Raw genomic sequence first — 18,098 nt, forward strand, 5'->3', positions numbered from 1 at the left:
TCACTCGGCTTCGTGAAGGAGACGGCGTACGTCGATGCCGACCCGTTCGTAGTGCTCGACCCGCGGCGGGGTCCCGATCCCGCGCCGTAGCCGTCCCTCCCGGAGCTCGAAGACGGGCTCCGTCTCGATGATGTCCTGCTCGATCCGACCGGGGACTGCGACGATCTCGGTGACCCGGCGGGTGCCGCGGTGGTCGACCTCCAGGTGGACGACGAGGTCGACCGAGGAGGCCACGGTGGGCACCACGAACCTGGCCGAGATGTTCTCGCCCGCCAGGAGCGGCAGGGTGCAGGCCTTGGTCAGCGCCTCGCGCGCGCTGTTGGCGTGGATGGTGCACAGCCCCGGCAGCCCGCTGTTGAGGGCCAGCAGCAGGTCGAGCGCCTCCTCTGCGCGGACCTCGCCGACGATGATCCGGCTCGGCCTCATCCGGAGCGACTCCTTGATCAGGTCGCGCAGCCGGATCTCGCCCGTGCCCTCCAGGCCCTCCTGCCGGGTCTGCAACGCCACCCAGTCGGGGTGGGGGAACCGCACCTCGAAGACCTCCTCGACCGAGATCACTCGCTCTCCGCCCGGGATCGCCGCCGCCAGGCAGTTGAGCATCGTCGTCTTGCCGGCCTGCGTCCCTCCGCTGACGAGGATGTTGAGACCGGCGCGCACCGACGCCTCGAGGAAGAGCGCCGCGGAGGGCGTCAGGCTCTGCAGGTCGACCAGCTCGGAGAGCCGGGAGGCGCGGACGACGTACTTGCGGATGTTGACCGCCGAGAACCCACGGCTGATGCCCTGCAGCACGACGTGGAGCCGGTGGCCCTGCGGCAGCATCGCGTCGACGAACGGCCGGCTCAGGTCGACCCGGCGGCCGGTCGTCTTGAGCATCCGCTCCACCAGCTCGGAGACCTGGGCCTCGGTCAGCATCAGGTTGGTCAGCTCGTGGCGGCCGTTCCTCGCCACGAACACCCGGTCCGGACTGTTGATCCAGACCTCCTCGACCGTCGGGTCGTCGAGCAGGGGCTGCAGGGGACCGAAGCCGGACACCCGCGCGACCAGCTCGTCGACGACGCCGTCGGCGTCGGCGACCGGCAGCACCACTCCGGTCAGGCTGCGGTCGTCGTGCTCCCGCACCAGCGACTCGGCGAGCCTCCGGACGGCAATGATCTCGCGCTGCGGGTCCAGCCCGTCGCGGCGTACGGCGGCGCGCAGCGCCTCGTCGAGGTGACCGACCACGTCGTCTTGGGTGCGCAGCACCGCGACCCTGCGCCCAGTGGCGTCGGCCGCCCCGGACAGGGGCGGCGGCTGGGCAGGCTGCAGCATGGCCATGGCGACTCTCCCGAGAATGAGATCCGGCGGCAGATGAACCGTAGGGGACCGGAACCCGCTTGGCGAGAGGAAGAACCAAGCTGTGGAGAACTCAGCCGGCCGGCTCGTCCCCGAGTTGTGACCGACGTGCGAAGTCCGGGTCGGTCACCTCGACCCGGTCCATCTCCTGGTCCTCACAGCTGCACAGCGCGACGGTGACGCGCTCCGCCGAGCGCCCCACGACGCGCCACGACCCGCCCGTGGCCTCCCAGCGGGAGAGGACCTCGGGAACGTCGGCGCTCGGGTCCATCTCAGCTCGCCGTGCGCACCTTCACGCAGCACATGCCGGGCTCGGGCTCGAGGCAGGCGGCGACCTGCGAGCAACCGAGGCCGTCGGCCACGCCCTCCACGAAGTCGCGGTTCAGCCCGCAGACCAGGGTGGTGTGCTTGTGCGCCAGCGTGTCGAACGGGCAGTTGGACAGCTCGACGACGTCGTCCGCCACGCGGGGCTCATACCCCTGGCTGCGCAGCACCTCCGCCATCGCGCCGAGCGGCTCGCCGGTGTCGAGGCCTTCGGCCGAGCGCCCCACGTCGACGCCGATGTCGTGCGCGGCGGCCTGCAGCGACTCCGGCAGCGACGAGCCCTCGCCGGCGCGGGTGACCGCGGCCGCGAGGATGTCGCCGACCAGGTCGTAGCGGCGCGGAGGCAGCGAGACCGCGAACTCCCGGGCGGCTCGGCGGTAGAGCTTGCTGGGGCGTCCCGCGCCGGGCCCGGACCGGCCGGACAGGCGGCGGAACTCCACCTCGAGCAGGCCCTCCGCGACAAGCCGGTCGAGGTGGAAGTTGACGTTGTGCTGGGCGATCCCGAGCGCCGAAGCGGCCTGCTCGCGGCCGACCGGCTCGGCCTGGGCAACGACGTACTCGTAGAGGGCACGGCGAGTCTCGTCCGCCAGCGCGCCGATCCCGGCCGCCGTCGATTGCAGGTCCATGCCCCCAGTCTAAAACAGATGACTCTTGACACAAGACGCTGTTCAGTTCTAGTTTCGAAGTTCATCAATTTTAGAACTCAAGGAGCGCACCATGGCCACGTCCACCACCTCCTCCCCTACCCGCACCGACCTCGGCGCGGACCGGGCGTTCCTGCTCCTGCGCACCGTCTTCACCGTCGCCCCGATCGCCTTCGGCCTCGACAAGTTCGCGGAGATGATGACGGACTGGGAGCAGTACCTCGCGCCGTGGGTCGACGACCTGGTCCCGGGCTCCGCCCACGACGCGATGCTCGCCGTCGGCGTCGTCGAGATCGCGGCCGGTCTCGTCGTCGCCCTTGCCCCCCGCTTCGGCGGCCCGCTCGTGGCGGCCTGGCTCGCCGGGATCATCCTCAACCTGGTCACCATGGGCGAGTTCTACGACATCGCCCTGCGCGACTTCGGGCTCCTCGTCGGCGCCCTCGCGCTCACGGCTCTCGCCTGGGCCAGGAGCACGCCGTGAACGTCGTCGTGGTCGGCGGCGGGCTCGCGGGCGCGAGCGCCGTGGAAGAGCTCCGCACCCTGGGCTACACCGGCGACATCACGCTGATCGGCGCCGAGCCTCACCTGCCCTACGAACGACCGCCGCTCTCCAAGGGCGTGCTGCTCGGCGCCGCCGATCCGGGATCGGTGTTCGTCCACGACCACCAGTGGTACGACGACCAGCAGGTCGACGTACGTCTCGGCTCGCCGGTCACCGAGCTCGACCTCGACCGCTGCCACGTCGGCCTCGACGGCACGACGATCGCCTACGACCGGCTCCTCCTCGCGACCGGAGCCACTCCACGACGGCTGCCGTTCCCGCACCCGGGCGAACCGGTCGTCCACCTGCGCACCCTCGCCGACGCGCTCTACCTCCGGCCCCGGCTGACCGGCCACGTCCTGATCGTCGGGGCGGGCTGGATCGGGCTCGAGGTCGCTGCAGCCGCTCGGCAGGTCGGCGCGACCGTCACGGTCGTGGAGACGGCGCCCATCCCCCTCCTCGGTGTCCTCGGACCGGAGATCGCTCCCCTCTTCGCCGAGCTGCACCGCGAGCACGGCGTCGACCTCCGGCTCGGCACCGGCGTCACCGCGATCGACCGCGGCCGCGCCGAGCTCGCCGACGGGAGCGCGGTCGACGCGGACCTGGTCGTGGTGGGCATCGGCGCCGTACCCGACACCGGGCTCGCGGCCGCGGCCGGCCTGGCGGGAGACAACGGCGTGCTGGTCGACGCGCGGCTCCGCACGATCGATCCGCACGTCTACGCCGCCGGCGACGTGGCCGACCACGACCACCCGCTCCTCGGCCGGCTCCGGGTCGAGCACTGGGACAACGCGATCGAGCAGGGCAAGCACGCGGCTCGCACGATGCTCGGCGACGACGCCCCCTACGTCCGGATGCCCTCCTTCTTCACCGACCAGTACGACCTCGGCATGGAGTACGTCGGGCACGTCGGTGCCGAGGGGGCAGACGAGGTCGTGATCCGCGGCGACGTCGAGGCCCGGGTCGTCACCGCCCTCTGGCTCCGGGCCGGCCGCGTCGTGGCCGGGATGCACGTCAACGACTGGGACGCGATCGACCCGATCCGCCGGCTCGTCGGCGGGCCGGCCGATGCCCGCAGCCGCGACCGGCACATCGCCCTGCCCGACCTCGTCCGACAGCCCTGACCTCCGACACGGTCCTGCGGCCCACCTAGTCCGAAGTGGCTAGGCCGCAGGGCCGACCAGTGGATCCTCGGGCGTTCGGCACCAGGGGCTTGCTCCAGCCACGAGACTGAGGGGGTTCTGTCGACCGCGTCCGGGGAGTTGCCGGAAATGCCCAACACGCCCGCGTTTCTGCGCAAGCCCGCCGGATGGTGGTTCGACTTCGGCGTGTGCTGTGTCGGCCTCACCCTGTTCGCCCTCGCGTTCACCCACGTGCTCGAGGACGGGATGTCCCACACGCTGCCGGCACTCCTCGGCGCCCCACTGATCCTCGTCGTCGCCCGCTTCCCGATGGTCGTCGACAACCAGGAGGGTGGCATCGAGGTCGGGTTCGACTCGAGCATCCTGATGTTCCTGCTGTGCACGCTCGAGACCCATGACGCCCTGTTCGTGTGGTCGATCGGCGTGGTGATGACCCAACTGACCACGGGGAAGCGCTGGTCGTCGAAGGCCTTCAACATCGGCGTCGGCATCATCGCCGGGACTGTCGCCGCAGGCGTCCTGGACCTGGTCCGTGCCGACTACCTGGGGACGCCTCGCGAGCTCGCCGCGGTGATGCTGGCCGCGGTGGCCTACTTCACGACCGACTACGTGACGTCGGCCGTGTCGGTCGCGATCAGCTCCAGCACCAGCGTTCGACGCCATCTGCTGCAGCGCGGCACCCTGCTCGCGGTCGCGTGCTTCGTGCCCTTCGACACCCTCGGCTACCTCGGCGCGGTGGTCTACCGCGCCGAGCCCAACTGGACGCTGATCCTGCTCGCCGTGCCCCTCGCGACGCTCCTGATCGCCACCCGAGCGGTGACGCGCGGTCGCGAGAACGCGCGCCGGCTGGCCGTCCTCTTCGCCGCTGCCGTGCGGGCGCAGACACTGCCGGACCGGGAACAGGTCGTGGCCGCACTGGTCGACGACGCGCGCGAGCTGTTGCACCTCCAGCGGGTGTCGCTCCGGGACACTCCCCCGAACCGGCTGGAGATCGGCGCGGAGGTCCATGACGGCGACAGCTCCCGCTGGCTGGTCGCGCGGGCGCTGGAACGGGCCCGGTCGACGATCGCCGCGGACGAGCAGGCGCTCCAGGCGCTGGCGGCAGTCGCGTCGGACGCGTTCGCCCGGCTCCGGCTGACCGAGGAGATGGTGCACGTCGCCCGGCACGACCCGCTCACCGACCTCCCCAACCGGGGCATCCTGCTGGACCGGCTGACCCACGCCCAGCAGCTCGCGCGGAGGCGTGGCTCGAGCGTCGCACTGCTGTTCATCGACCTGGACGGATTCAAGCCCGTGAACGACCGCTACGGACATGCGGCCGGCGACACCGTGCTGGTCGAGCTGGCCGGCCGGCTGCGGTCGTGCGTCCGTGAGGCGGACACGGTGGCCCGGCTGGGTGGCGACGAGTTCGCCGTCCTGTTCGAGGACGCCGACGACGCCGCCGTCGAACAGGTGTGGGAGCGGGTGCTCGCAGCGGTGCGGGACGGTGTGTTCGTGTCCGGACAGCGGGTGCGGCTGAGCGCCAGCGCCGGCATCGCGTGGAACGCGCCGACCGACGATGCCGAGGGACTGCTGCGCAAGGCCGACCTGGCCATGTACGAGGCCAAGGCTCGCGGAAAGGCCGCGGTCGTCGTGTACGAGGACGCGATCGGTCGCTCTCGTCTCGATCGGCTGGTGATGGTCGACGACCTGCGAGGTGCGGTCCGCCGACGGGAGATCGAGGTGGTCTACCAGCCGATCGTCGCCGCCGACAGCGGACGGATCGTCGCCGCGGAGGCCCTCGCGCGGTGGCGCCACGACGGCACTCCCGTGTCACCGGAGCTCTTCATCGGCATCGCCGAGGAGAGCGGCCTGATCACCGACCTCGGCGAGGTCGTCCTCACCACGGTGGCGTCCGACACCGCGGCGCTCCGGGCGGTGGCCGGCGCGTCGGTCGGCATGGCGGTCAACATCTCGGCCGTGCAGCTCCGGGCGCGGGGCTTCGTGGACGGCGTCGCACGAGCAGCGGCCGCCATGGGTGGCGCCGACCTGACCCTGGAGATCACCGAGCGACAAGGGATCGACCTCGACCCGGTCGTCCTCGACGCGATGCGTGAGATCTCGGCGATGGGCGTCCGGTTCGCCATCGACGACTTCGGTGTCGGGTTCTCGTCGATCAGCTACCTCGCCGACCTACCGGTGCACATCATCAAGGTCGACGCGTCGCTGTCCCAGGCCATCGACACCGACGAGCGCGCGAGCGTGCTCCTCCGGTCGGTGACGCTCATCGGCCAGTCCCTCGGCCTGGACGTGGTGGTCGAGGGCATCGAGCGAGAGTCGCAGCTCGCCGTACTGCGTGAGCAGACGGAGGCCCAGTACGTGCAGGGATACCTGCTCTACCGGCCGATGCCACTGGACGAGCTGCTGACGGCCGTGCGCGCCGACCGGGCCGCTGCCGGGCTCCCCGTGGCCTGACGTCCCGCAAATGCGAGACGTCCGACGGCCGGTGACAGGTCACCGACCATCGGACGTCTTCGAAAGCCGTCGTGAGCGAAGGCTCACTCCTCCTTGGTGCGGAGTGCGGCGTCCCGCTCCTCCTTGGTGCGCGCCGGGTGGACGCGCTCCTCCTTGGTGCGCGCGTCGTCGCTCGTGCTCTGCACGACCGTCGTGGTCTCGGCGACCGCCGTGGCGTCGTCGGCCGCGTGCGCGCCCGTCGCCGTGAACGTCGCAAGGCCGAACGCGACCGCAGCGATCCCACCGGTGATACGTCGGGGCATGCCCATGTGAGTCCCTCCCAAAATGTCGTCAGCGCCCGTAGGCGCCGGGACTCTCCCTAGTCCGGTTGAAACGTTAGCGGTGCGGGCGCCCGGGCGTCTCGGATTCGCGGGAACTCCTGATCCGATCGTTTCAGGTCGTCCGCACGGCGGCGCTGCAGGATCACCGACCCCTACCTGTGAGGGTCCAGCGGTGCGACACTGGTGCAGGTGCGGCACCGCCGGATCCGTCTGCTGTGCGCCGTCCTGGTCGCGACGGGCCTCGGCGTCGTACCGTCAGCGGCCGCAGCCGCCGCCGGCGACCTCGACCCGGGCTTCAGCGGCGACGGCGTCCACGTCGACCCGGCCGACGGCGTGATCGGGCCGTCGGTCGAGGTCCAGGAGGACGGCAAGATCGTCGTCGCCGGGTTCGGCCCCGCTGGCGGCGTCGTCCAGCGGTTCCTGCCGAGTGGCGCGCCCGACCTCTCGTTCGGCGGCGACGGCGAGGTGGTGGCCGACTTCGGCGCCCCCACCGAGATCTGGGGCATGGCCGTGCAGGCCGACGGCCGGATCGTGATCGCCGGGACCAGCGCGGTGCCCGCCGACGCCGACGACTCGGACCTCGCGATCGCTCGCTACACGGCGAGCGGCGCGCTCGACACGACGTTCCGGGGCGACGGCATCGCCCGCCTCGACCTCGGCTTCCGGGACGGGGCCCACGCCGTCGCCGCCACGCCGGACGGGAAGATCCTGGTGGCGGGACGGTCCCAGGTCGGCGGCGGGTTCGACTTCCTGGTCGCCCGGTTCACGGCGACCGGGGCCCTCGACGGTGCGTTCAGCGGCGACGGGCGCGTGACCGTCGGGTTCGGCGGGGTCGCGGACGAGGCGATGGACGTCGAGGTCCAGGCGGACGGCAAGGTGGTCGTGGCCGGGCGGACCGACGCCGGCGGCACGGCCGACCACGACTTCGCCGTCGCGCGGCTCAGGAGCGGCGGCGCGCTCGACCACGGCTTCCACCTCGACGGCAAGGTCACCACCGACTTCGGCGGCTCGGACAAGGCGGCAGGCCTCGCGCTCCGGCCGGACGGCAGGCTGGTGGTCGCCGGCTGGCGCGTCGGCGGCGGCTCCGACTTCGCGCTCGCCCGCTACACCGCGGCCGGAGAGCTCGACACCTCGTTCCACGGCGACGGCCGGCTGACGACGGCGTTCGGGGCGACGTACGACTATGCCAAGGACGTGGCGATCCAGCCGGACGGACGGATCGTGGTCGTCGGGTCCGCACGGGTGAGTCCGGTCGGCGACGGCGACTTCGCCCTCGCCCGCTACCGCCCGAGCGGGGCGCTCGACAGCAGCTTCGGCGACGGCGGTCGGGTCGAGACGGACGTCAGCGGGTACGACAGCCTCGGCAGCCTCGCCCTGCAGGACGACGGCCGGATCGTCGTCTCCGGCGCCACCGGCGACGACGGCAGCCGCCACCTCGTCGTCGCGCGCTACCAGTGAACGACACGAGGGGCCGCGCACTCTCGTGAGCGCGAGACCCCTCCGTGCCGGACTCTCCTCAGGGGGCGGTGATGGTCACGGCGAAGTCGTCCACCTTGAAGCTGGTGGCCAGGGAGCCGTCCTCATCGCTCCAGAACGACAGGTTGACGTTCTTGCCCGAGAAGGCCGCCGGGATCACCCTCGTCTTCTTCACCCAGGTGTTGGTGGCGTCCACGTTGCTGAGGGTCATCAGTGTCGCGTTGCCGGCCTTGGCAGTCCAGGTGTCCCACGCCGTGGTCCCACTCTCGTCCGTGGAGATGTTGATCCAGAACGTGAGCGTGGCCTTGCACCCCGCGGGGATCCGGACGGTCTGCGAGATCGACTCCTCGACCGCGTCTCCCCAACCGCCCATCCAGGCGTACCTCAGCCCGCTGTGCGGGGTGTCGCCGAACAGCATGCCGCCGTAGAGGTTCCACGGCGCCGGCACCGCATTCTCGAACCCCGGGTTGCCGAGACGCTGGCCGGAGCAGGCCGGAGCGACGGAGCCCTTGACCGCGAGCGTGAACCACGCCCGCCCGATCCGCCCGACGTTGTCGGTCGCGGTCACCTGGACGACGTAGCTGCCCGTGGTCTCGTGGGCGAGCGAGCCGGAGACCTGGCCCGCCGGGCTCATCGTGAGACCCGCGGGCAGTCCGGTGGCCGACCAGGTGTACGGCGTCGTGCCGCCGGTCGCGGTCATGGTGAAGGGCGAGATCGTCGTCCCGGCCGTGAAGGTGCGTGACGTGGCGTTGGTGACCTTCACCGCGCCCTGGTTGACCACGCAGGTGGCCTCGCCGGCCATCGCCGGCACCGACACCGCGTTCCAGGCCGCCTTGACCCGGTTGAACTCGAGGCAGGAGGTCTGCCCGTACAGCTCACGGGCGGCGATCAGGGTCCACTTCCGGTAGTTCTTGTACGACGACGCGGAGGTCTTCATCAGCATCGCGGTGTACATGATCTTCATCGTCTTCGAGACGCCGATGCCCGTGACCGCCTGGCCGTTGCAGGTCGGGCTCGCCGGCTGTCCGGCGGCGTTGCTGCCGATGGCGGCCAGGTAGAACCAGTGGTTGCCCGGGCCCGCTGCCGCGTGCACCTCCATCGTGTCGACGGCGGCGGAGTAGCAGTTCGGGTCACCGACCATCGACGGGTTGTACATGTTGCGGATCGGACCCTCTCCGACGAGGTTGATCTCCTCGCCGACGAGGAAGTCGCGCTGGTCGTAGGGCGCCGGCTGGTTGTCGAAGTACTCCGTCGACGCGCCGAACGTGTCGCCGACGAACTCAGAGGTGCCGTTGTTCGAGATGCCGCCCGGCGTGCGGTCGTCGACGCCGTGGCCGTACTCGTGGGCGACCACGTCGACCGAGGTGATCCACTCCCCCGCCTCGTTGTACCCGTACTGGGTCTGGCTGCCGTCGTAGAAGGCGTTGAGGTCGTCGAGGCCCACCCGCATCGGAAGCCAGCCGCCCATGCCGTCCATCCCGTTGCGGCCGAGCCAGCCCTTCATCATCAGGTCCATCTGCTGCGCGCCGTAGAGCGCGTCGACGCAGCCGGTCTCACGGTTGGTCGTGACGCCGTTGCCCCACTGGTCGTCCGCGCCGCTGAACGTGGTGTTGGTGGCCGAGTCCTGACAGGTCAGCGTGCTCGCGCCCGGCGTCGTCATGTAGTACGTCGTGCCGACCTTCGTCGTCCTGAGCGGCACGGGGTTCGGGCCGGAGTAGCCCGCCTGGCCGTCGCCCGCGTGGACGTTCTCCTTGGTCTCCAGCACCTGACCGCTGTCGGCGTCGACGTAGACGTCGAGCTGCGAGGGATGGCCGCCGCGGCGGCCCGTCGCGGTGGTCTTCCAAGCCAGGTCGGACCGGTCGCCACGCTGCAGGACGACCAGCCGGGTCCCGCTCAGGCGTGCGTTGTTGACCTTCGCCGCCGCCTTGCTGCGGGCCGCCGTCGTCGCCACGGACGGCTTGACGTCCGGCAGGCTGACCTCGTCGGTCTGCGCGACACTGGCGTGGACGACGTTGCCGTCGCCGTCGACGACGATGACGAAGTCGCCGCCCACGACGGGGAGGCCACGGTAGGTGCGCTCGAACGGGACGAAGCGCAGCTGGTCCGACCTCAGGGTCGGCTTCGCGTGCACCTTGTCGTGACGACTCAGGTGCAGCTGCGGGGCGCGCGCCGCGATGACCTCGTCGGCCGCGGCGCGTGCGTCCGCGTCGCGGTCGACGGTCTTGGTCGGGATCGGGTTCGACGGCGGCGTCTTCGGGTCGTCCGCAGAGGCAGACCCGCCCGGCAGGACCGCGAGCGCGGCCGTGGCAACGAGGATCGTCGAGGTGACGAGGGAGCGGCTGAGCAGCATCCCGGCATCGTCACACCGTCGCCCACCGGCGTCCCCGAAACCGCGGAAATTTCATCCTCGAGGTGGAGGGGTACGGGGAGGGGATGCGCGCTGTGGGGGACACGCAACCCCTCCCCTGCCCGGCCCGAGCGGTCACCGTGCAGGAGTGGTCGTCACCGCGGCCGTCGAGTACGTCGCGGGGCCTGCATGCTCGATGGTCCCCGCCCCCGTCGCGCGCCGCAGGCGAATGCCCGTACTGCTGGCTAAATTTGAGGAACCGTCATGGCACGGGGGTGATCGTGACCGCGACGTCGTCGACGTACCACGACGTCCGGTTCATCGCGTTCTCCTGCGAGGTCCAGGACAGCGTCACGGTCCGGCCGGCGAAGAACGCGGGGAGGACCTTGGTGACCTGGACGTAGCTGTTCGCGCACGGCGACAGGCAGGCATCGAGGTTGCTCCGGGTGAGCAGGGTGTAGCTGTTGGCCCTCACCGTGAGCGTGTCGAGCGCCTCAGGCGCTGCCTCGTCGGTCCTCGACGACACGTAGAACGTCAGCGTGGCCCGGCAGCCTTCGGGGATCCGCACCTCCTGCGACATCGTGTCGGACCCGGCCACGCCCATGCCACCCATCACCACGTGGTTCAGCCCCGAGCGGCTCGTGAACCTGGTCCCCTCATAAAGCCAGGGCGGCATGTTCCACGGCGCCCGCGTCTGGTTCTCGAACCCCGCGTTGCCGAGGCGCTGTCCGGTGCAGAAGGGCGACGGCGACCCGTTCACCGTCATGGTGAAGGACCCGCGGGCGATCTGGCCGGCCTGGTCGATGGCGGTCACGGTGACGACGTAGCTCCCGGCGGTGTCGGTGCCGAGCGAGCCGTCGACCTCACCGGTGTTGCTGCCGATCGTCAGGCCGGCAGGCAGGCCCGAGGCGGACCACGCATAGGGCCCCGTGCCGCCGGTCGCCGTCATCGTGAAGGGGAAGATCGTCGTGCCCGCGGTGGCGGTGCGCGAGGTGGCATTCGTCACCCGCAGGGTGTCCTGGCCCGGCGTGCAGGTGCCCTCACCCGGCTGCGCGGGCACCGAAACGGCGTTCCAGGCGGCCTTGACCCGGTTGAACTCCACGCAGCTGGACGCGCCGTAGAGCTGGCGGGCCGCGATGAGCGTCCACTGGCGGTACATGGGGTACGACGACGCCGACGTCTTCATCAGCATCGCGGTGTACATGATCTTCATCAGCTTGGGGACGCCGATCCCGTGGACCCGTGCCCCGTTGCAGGTGGGGCTCTGCGGCTGGCCGGCGGCGTTGCTGCCGATCGCCGCCAGGTAGAACCAGTGGTTGCCCGGGCCGGCGGCGGAGTGGACCCCGGTCAGCTCCGGGTTGCCGACCGTGGCGGAGTAGCAGCTGGGGTCGTTCTCCAGCGACGGGTCGTGCATGTTCCTGATCTCCCCGGTGCCGTCGAAGTCGACCTGCTCCCCGATCAGGAAGTCGCGCGTGTCGTACGGCGCAGGCTGGTTGTCGAACCACTCCGTCGCCGTGCCGAACACGTCGGCCACGAACTCGGAGGTGTTGCCATTGGAGATCCCACCGGGCGTGTGGTCGTCGATCCCGTGGCCGTACTCGTGGGCGACGATGTCGATCGCGGAGAGCCACTGGCCGCTGGTGTTGTGTCCGATCTGCACCTGGGTGCCGTCGTAGTAGGCGTTCACGTCGTCGATCCCGACCTTGATCGGGAGCCAGTCACCCATGGCGTCCATGCCGTCGCGCCCCAGCCAGCGGGACAGCATCAGCTTCATCTGCTGCGCGCCGTAGAGCGCGTCGACGCAGCCCGTCTCCTTCGACGCGGGGTTGCCGTTGCCCCAGACGTCGTCGGGACCGGTGAACGTCCGGTTCGTCGCCGAGTCCTGGCAGGTGAGCGTGGTCGCGCCCGGGGTGGTCATCGCGTAGGTCGGGCCGGTGCGGAGGGTGTCGATCCTGACGGGCGCGGGGCCGGACCACCCGGGGTTGCCCTCGCCGTGCTGCACGTTCTCGCTCGTCTCGAGGACCTGGCCGCTGTCGGCGTCGACGTAGACGTCGAGCCGGGACGGCTCACCGTCGCGGCGCCCGCTGGCGGTGGTCCGCCACGCCAGGTCGGACCGGTCGCCGCGCTGCAGGACGACCAGCCGGCTGCGGCCCAGTCTCGCGCGCGTGACCTTCGCCGCCGACTTCGTCCGCGCCACCGGGGCGGCCACCGACGGAACCACGTCGGGCAGCTGCACCTCGTCGGTCTGCGCCACGCTGAGGTGGACCACGTCGCCGGCTCCGTCGACCACGACCACGAAGTCGCCGCCGACGACCGGGAGGCCGCGGTGGGTCCGCTCGTAGGGCACGAACCGCAGGTCGTCCGACCGCAGCGTCGGCTTGGCGTGCACCGCATCATGCGGGCCGAGGTGGAGCTGCGGCGCACGCGCCGCGACGACCTCGTCCGCCGCGGCACGCGCGGTCGGAGGAGGGTCCGACACGGTCGGTGCAGCAGGTGCGGTCGGGTCGGCTGCAGCAGGACCGTGCGGGACCACTGCGAGCGCGGCCGCGGTGGCGAGGACGGACGCCGCCCCGAGATTGCGAAGGTTCACGTTTCAACTATCTGCGATGCGCACAAATCTCGCAGAGAAACGACGAACCGACCCCGGATCTTGCGGGGGAATTTACTTCCGGCGCTCAGAGCAGCCGGCGCACGGCGTCGCGCAGCGCCTGCTCCGGGTCGACGCCGCTCGCGCGGGCGTCGGCCACGACGGCGAGCAGCCGGTCGCCGACCTCATCACCCTCCCGCACCACCGGACGACCGGCGCGCTCGAGCCGGCCGAGCACCTTGTCGGCGTACAGCAGGGCGGGCAGGCCCGGCGGGAGGCCCTCGGTGACCCTCCCCCGCTCGTCGAGCCGGTCGCGACCCTTCTCGGCGGCCTTGATCGACTCCCACACCTCGGTGACCGACGCGGTGTCGGTCGGCGCCCCGGCTTCGGGCCCGTAGACGTGGGGGTTGCGGCGGCGCATCTTCTCCGTGACGTCCCGCGCCACGTCGTCGAGGTCGAACTCGCCGGCCTGCTCGGCGATCACCGCGTGGAAGACGACCTGGAGCAGGAGGTCGCCGAGCTCCTCCCGGAGGTGGCGCCAGTCTCCCGTGCTGTCGCCGGTGTCGATCGCCTCGAGGGTCTCGTAGGTCTCCTCGAGGAGGTAGCGGGCGAGCGAGCGGTGCGTCTGCTCCTGCTTCCACGGGCACTCCGCCCGCAGCCGCCGCATGACCGCGACGAACTCCGCGACCGCGTCGTTCGCTGGGGTGTCCATCGTGAGGGGCGTCAGCCCATCGGGATCGGCGCCGCCGGCTGCGGGTCGGGGCGCTTGCCGCACAGCTCGTCGTCGGTCAGGTCCTGGAGCGCCTCCGCGGACGGCGGCTCGTCGGACCCCGCGGCCTCGTCGCTCACCGGCACCGACAGCTGCTCCTCGGCGGGCACGAACTCCTCGCCGTCCAGCTCCACGTCGAACCGGGGGTTGATGACGATGTCGTAGTCGGCGGGGTCGGGGCGCTCGCCCTCCGCCTCCGAGAGGACGCTCTCGGAGTAGGAGAACGCGTCAACGTAGTCCCGCAGGGCGTCCTGGTCCTCCTCGTCGACGTCCTCCCACCCGGGGGCCTGCTCCAGGCGGGCATCGGGGGTGGGCACGTCGAGGTCGTGCTCCTCGGCGTAGGCGGCGCTGACGAGGGACCGCACCCACGCCTGCAGGATCTGGGACCGTGCGTAGGCACGGCTGGTCCCGATCGCCTGCGGGTCCGCCTCCTGGATCGTGCAGAGCCCGTCGGTGACCTGGTCGAGCTCGTCGAGCGTGATCTCGCTGTCCTCGACCTGCGCCGCGAGACCGGGCTGCGGCCCGTCGGCGCCGATGACGTTGCTCCCGCACCCGGTGACGGCCACGGTCAGGCCGATCGTCGTCGCAGCAGCCGCCAGGGCCCGTCCGACCATCTTCAGCTCACTCCTTAGGGTCGATCACGGCATCGATCACGCCGCGCGCCCATTCAAGCAGGGCGACACCCCCGAGCGGTCGCCCGGTGGCACCGGGGGTGCCGGCGCGCGGCACGAGCACGGACTCGAGCTGGGGCTTGACGATCGACTTCGGGTAGAGCCGCTGCAGCCGGACCACCCGCGAGTCCGGCAGCGTGACCGGGGAGAACCGGACGTTCTTGCCCAGCACGGTGATCTCCCGCAGCCCCGCCTGTCGGACGCGGGCGCGGAACCGCGCGACCAGCATGAGGGCGACGACCGGCATCGGCGGCTCGCCGTACCGGTCGTCGAGCTCCTCGCTGATCTCGTCGACGTCGGCGTCGGTGCGCACCTCGGCCAGCCGCTTGTACATCTCCAGCCGCAGCCGCTCGCTCGGGATGTAGTCGTGCGGCAGGTGGGCGTCGACCGGGAGCTCGATCCGGATCTCGTCGAGCTGCTCGGGCGCGTCGTCGCGGAAGTCCCGGACCGCCTCCCCGACCAGCCGGACATAGAGGTCGAAGCCGACGTCGGCGATGTGGCCGGACTGCTCGCCACCGAGCAGGTTGCCGGCGCCGCGGATCTCGAGGTCCTTCATCGCGATCGCCATGCCGCCGCCGAGGTCGGAGTGCTGGGCCAGGGTGGCGAGCCGCTCGTGCGCGGTCTCGGTCAGCGGCTTCTCGGTCGGGTAGAGGAAGTAGGCGTAGGCGCGCTCCCGGCTCCGGCCGACCCGGCCGCGGAGCTGGTGGAGCTGGCTGAGCCCGAGGGTGTCCGCCCGCTCGATGATCATCGTGTTGGCGTTGGACACGTCGAGGCCGGACTCGACGATGGTCGTGCAGACGAGCACGTCGAAGCGCTTCTCCCAGAAGTCGAGCATGACCTGCTCGAGCTGGTGCTCCCCCATCTGGCCGTGCGCGGTCGCGACCCGCGCGTCGGGCACCAGCTCGCGGAGCTTGGCGGCAGCCTTCTCGATCGACTGCACTCGGTTGTGGATGTAGAAGACCTGGCCGTCGCGCAGGAGCTCGCGACGGATGGCGGCGACGATCTGGCGGTCCTCGTAGCCCCCGACATAGGTGAGCACCGGGTGGCGCTCCTCGGGCGGGGTGGTGATCGTCGACATCTCGCGGATGCCGGTGACCGCCATCTCCAGCGTCCTCGGGATCGGTGTCGCGCTCATGCTCAGCACGTCGACCGACGTGCGGAGCCGCTTCATCTGCTCCTTGTGCTCGACGCCGAACCGCTGCTCCTCGTCGACGATGATCAGGCCGAGGTCCTTGAACCGGATGTCGGGGTTGAGCAGCCGGTGGGTGCCGACCACGAGGTCGACGGTCCCGTCGGCGAGGCCGGCCAGCACCTCGGCGGCCTCCTTGTCGGTCTGGAAGCGGCTCAGCGCCTTGACCACCACGGGGAAGCCGCTCATCCGCTCGGTGAAGGTCGACAGGTGCTGGGTCACCAGCAGCGTCGTCGGCACCAGGACGGCGACCTGCTTGCCGTCCTGGACCGCCTTGAACGCCGCCCGGACCGCGATCTCGGTCTTGCCGTAGCCGACGTCGCCGCAGATCAGCCGGTCCATCGGGACCGTCCGCTCCATGTCGGCCTTGACCTCCTCGACCGTGCTGAGCTGGTCGGGCGTCTCGTGGAAGGGGAACGCATCCTCGAGCTCGCGCTGCCACGGGCTGTCAGGCCCGAACGCGTGACCCTTGGTCGCCTGCCGCGCGGCGTAGAGCTTGATCAGCTCGGCCGCGATCTCGCGCACCGCCTTGCGGGCGCGGTTCTTGCGCTTGGTCCAGTCGCCACCGCCGAGCCGGTCGAGGCTCGGCTGCTCGCCGCCGACGTAGCGGGTCACCTGGTCGAGGGCGTCGGCCGGCACCATCAGCTTGTCGGCGGCGCCCGAACCGGATCTGGGCTTGGAGGCGCCGTACTCCAGGATGAGGTACTCCCGGGTGATGCCCTTGACCTCCCGCTGCCGCATCTCGAGGAAGCGGCCGACACCGTGCTGCTCGTGGACGACGTAGTCGCCGGGCTTGAGCTCGAGCGGGTCGATCTGGCGCTTCCGGCGCGTGGGCATGGCTCGCATGTCCCGGGTCGACGCCTTCTGCCCGACGATGTCCTCGCCGGTGAGCAGGACCAGTCGGCGGCCGCCGACGTCGTCCATGGCAAGGCCGTGCGCGATGTTGCCGCAGCTCACCGTCACCACGTCGGCGTCCGGCGGGCTGCCGGCCGGCAGGTCCTCGACCAGGCGGGCCGGGACGTCGCGCTCCCCCAGCGCCTCGACCATGCGCTGCGCCGGGCCGTGGCCGGTGTGGACGACGACCACCGTGTGCCCGTCGGCCCGCCACTTCGCGATGTCAGCGAACGCCCGCTCCACGTCACCGCGGTAGGCCTCGGTCGGGCGGGCCGCGATCGGGGCACCGTCACCGGCCTCGTCGTCGATCCCGAACGGCGAGAAGGTCCACCACGACTGGTTGCGCTCGAGGGCGTGGGAGCGGACGTCCGCGAGCTCGCGGTACGACGCCGCCTGCAGGTCGACGGGAGCCTGACCCCCGCCCGCGGCCGCTGCCCAGGACGCGCCGAGGAACTCCTCGCTGGTCGCGACCAGGTCGTGGGCGCGGGCCCGGGCGCGCTCGGGGTCGAGCACCAGCACCTGGGTGTCGGTGGGGAGCAGGTCGACGAGCAGCTCGAGCTCGTCGACGAGAGCCGGGATCAGCGCCTCCATGCCCTCGACGGCGATGCCCTGGGCCAGCTTGTCGGTGATCTCGCGCAGCTCGGGGTGGGCGCGGCCGAGCTCGGCGGCGCGCTCACGGACGTCGTCGGTCAGCAGCAGCTCGCGGCACGGCGGGGCCCAGAGGCGCTCCTGGGTGGCGATGGTGCGCTGGTCGGCGACGGCGAACGAGCGGATCCCCTCGACCTCGTCGCCCCAGAACTCCACCCGCAGGGGGTGCTCCTCCGTCGGCGGGAACACGTCGACGATCCCGCCGCGGACCGCGAACTCGCCGCGGCGCTCGACCAGGTCGACCCGGGAGTACGCCGCACCGACCAACCCGGCCACCACCTCCTCGAGCACCGCCGTCTCTCCGACCGCGAGCTCGACCGGGGTCAGGTCGCCCAGGCCCTTCACCTGGGGCTGGAGCACCGAGCGGACCGGCGCCACGACGACCGAGAGCGGACCGGTGCCCTCGGTGGAACCGGGGTGGCACAGGCGCCGCAGCACCGCCAGCCGGAGCCCGACCGTGTCGCTCCGCGGGCTGAGCCGCTCGTGCGGCAGCGTCTCCCAGCTCGGGTAGTAGCCGACGGTCGCGGGATCGAGCAGGTCGCCGAGCTCCGCCGTCAGCTGCTCGGCCTCACGGGTCGTGGCCGTGACCGCGAGCACCGGCCGTCCGGCGCGCGCCAGCCCCGCCACCAGGAACGGGCGCAGCGGCTCCGGTCCAGTCAGCTCGTGCGCGGGCAGCCTCCCCTCGGAGGCGTCCGCCAGAGCGGAGGCGAGTGCCGGGTCGGCGAGGACCAGATCGGCGAGTCCGGCGAGAGTCACGTGG

General features: G+C 71.4%; 13 protein-coding genes. 4 read left to right on the forward strand and 9 right to left on the reverse strand.

Features of this window, described 5'->3' with window-relative positions; genetic code table 11:
- From F0U47_RS19025 to F0U47_RS19035, 3 genes are all read right to left on the reverse strand, one after another.
- Window positions 1–1,314, reverse strand: a complete 1,314-nt coding sequence (locus F0U47_RS19025; protein WP_246159698.1) for a TadA family conjugal transfer-associated ATPase — start codon at window positions 1,312–1,314, stop codon at window positions 1–3.
- A gap of 91 nt (window positions 1,315–1,405) precedes the next feature.
- Window positions 1,406–1,603, reverse strand: a complete 198-nt coding sequence (locus F0U47_RS19030) for a hypothetical protein (RefSeq protein ID WP_149752059.1) — start codon at window positions 1,601–1,603, stop codon at window positions 1,406–1,408.
- Between the two features lies 1 nt (window position 1,604).
- A complete protein-coding gene (locus tag F0U47_RS19035; RefSeq protein WP_149752060.1) occupies window positions 1,605–2,282 on the reverse strand; it encodes a helix-turn-helix transcriptional regulator in 678 nt (225 codons plus the stop codon).
- Between the two features lie 91 nt (window positions 2,283–2,373).
- Here F0U47_RS19035 and F0U47_RS19040 point away from each other — a divergent pair, with 91 nt between their 5' ends.
- From F0U47_RS19040 to F0U47_RS19050, 3 genes are all read left to right on the forward strand, one after another.
- A complete protein-coding gene (locus tag F0U47_RS19040; RefSeq protein WP_149752061.1) occupies window positions 2,374–2,781 on the forward strand; it encodes a hypothetical protein in 408 nt (135 codons plus the stop codon).
- Window positions 2,778–3,965: an NAD(P)/FAD-dependent oxidoreductase gene (locus F0U47_RS19045; RefSeq protein ID WP_149752062.1), complete on the forward strand. Its 1,188-nt coding sequence runs from the start codon at window positions 2,778–2,780 to the stop codon at window positions 3,963–3,965. Before F0U47_RS19040 ends, F0U47_RS19045 begins: the two co-directional genes overlap by 4 nt.
- Window positions 3,966–4,112: 147 nt before the next feature.
- Complete coding sequence (locus tag F0U47_RS19050) at window positions 4,113–6,437, forward strand: putative bifunctional diguanylate cyclase/phosphodiesterase (RefSeq protein WP_149752063.1); 2,325 nt, start codon at window positions 4,113–4,115, stop codon at window positions 6,435–6,437.
- An 83-nt stretch (window positions 6,438–6,520) separates the two neighbouring features.
- Here F0U47_RS19050 and F0U47_RS19055 read toward each other — a convergent pair whose 3' ends face one another.
- Window positions 6,521–6,739 (reverse strand): hypothetical protein, encoded by a 219-nt coding sequence (locus F0U47_RS19055; RefSeq protein ID WP_149752064.1) that lies wholly within the window; start codon window positions 6,737–6,739, stop codon window positions 6,521–6,523.
- A gap of 207 nt (window positions 6,740–6,946) precedes the next feature.
- Here F0U47_RS19055 and F0U47_RS19060 point away from each other — a divergent pair, with 207 nt between their 5' ends.
- Window positions 6,947–8,215 carry an NHL repeat-containing protein gene (locus F0U47_RS19060; RefSeq protein WP_149752065.1) on the forward strand — a complete coding sequence of 423 codons (1,269 nt, stop codon included), beginning with the start codon at window positions 6,947–6,949 and terminating at the stop codon, window positions 8,213–8,215.
- A 58-nt stretch (window positions 8,216–8,273) separates the two neighbouring features.
- On the opposite strand, the gene F0U47_RS19065 is transcribed toward F0U47_RS19060, so the two are convergent.
- From F0U47_RS19065 to mfd, 5 genes are all read right to left on the reverse strand, one after another.
- Window positions 8,274–10,583: a M4 family metallopeptidase gene (locus tag F0U47_RS19065; RefSeq protein WP_149752066.1), complete on the reverse strand. Its 2,310-nt coding sequence runs from the start codon at window positions 10,581–10,583 to the stop codon at window positions 8,274–8,276.
- A 259-nt stretch (window positions 10,584–10,842) separates the two neighbouring features.
- Window positions 10,843–13,170, reverse strand: coding sequence for a M4 family metallopeptidase (locus tag F0U47_RS19070; protein WP_149752067.1), 2,328 nt, complete (start codon window positions 13,168–13,170; stop codon window positions 10,843–10,845).
- An 85-nt stretch (window positions 13,171–13,255) separates the two neighbouring features.
- The gene (locus tag F0U47_RS19075) at window positions 13,256–13,879 is read right to left on the reverse strand and encodes a nucleoside triphosphate pyrophosphohydrolase (protein WP_149752068.1); all 624 of its coding nucleotides are present in this window, start codon (window positions 13,877–13,879) and stop codon (window positions 13,256–13,258) included.
- Between the two features lie 11 nt (window positions 13,880–13,890).
- Window positions 13,891–14,550 carry a hypothetical protein gene (locus F0U47_RS19080; RefSeq protein ID WP_149752069.1) on the reverse strand — a complete coding sequence of 220 codons (660 nt, stop codon included), beginning with the start codon at window positions 14,548–14,550 and terminating at the stop codon, window positions 13,891–13,893.
- A 7-nt stretch (window positions 14,551–14,557) separates the two neighbouring features.
- Window positions 14,558–18,094 carry a transcription-repair coupling factor gene (gene mfd / locus F0U47_RS19085; protein ID WP_149752070.1) on the reverse strand — a complete coding sequence of 1,179 codons (3,537 nt, stop codon included), beginning with the start codon at window positions 18,092–18,094 and terminating at the stop codon, window positions 14,558–14,560.
- Between the last annotated feature and the right edge of the window lie 4 nt (window positions 18,095–18,098).

The organism is Nocardioides antri (genome assembly GCF_008373765.1).
GTDB lineage: Bacteria > Actinomycetota > Actinomycetes > Propionibacteriales > Nocardioidaceae > Nocardioides > Nocardioides antri.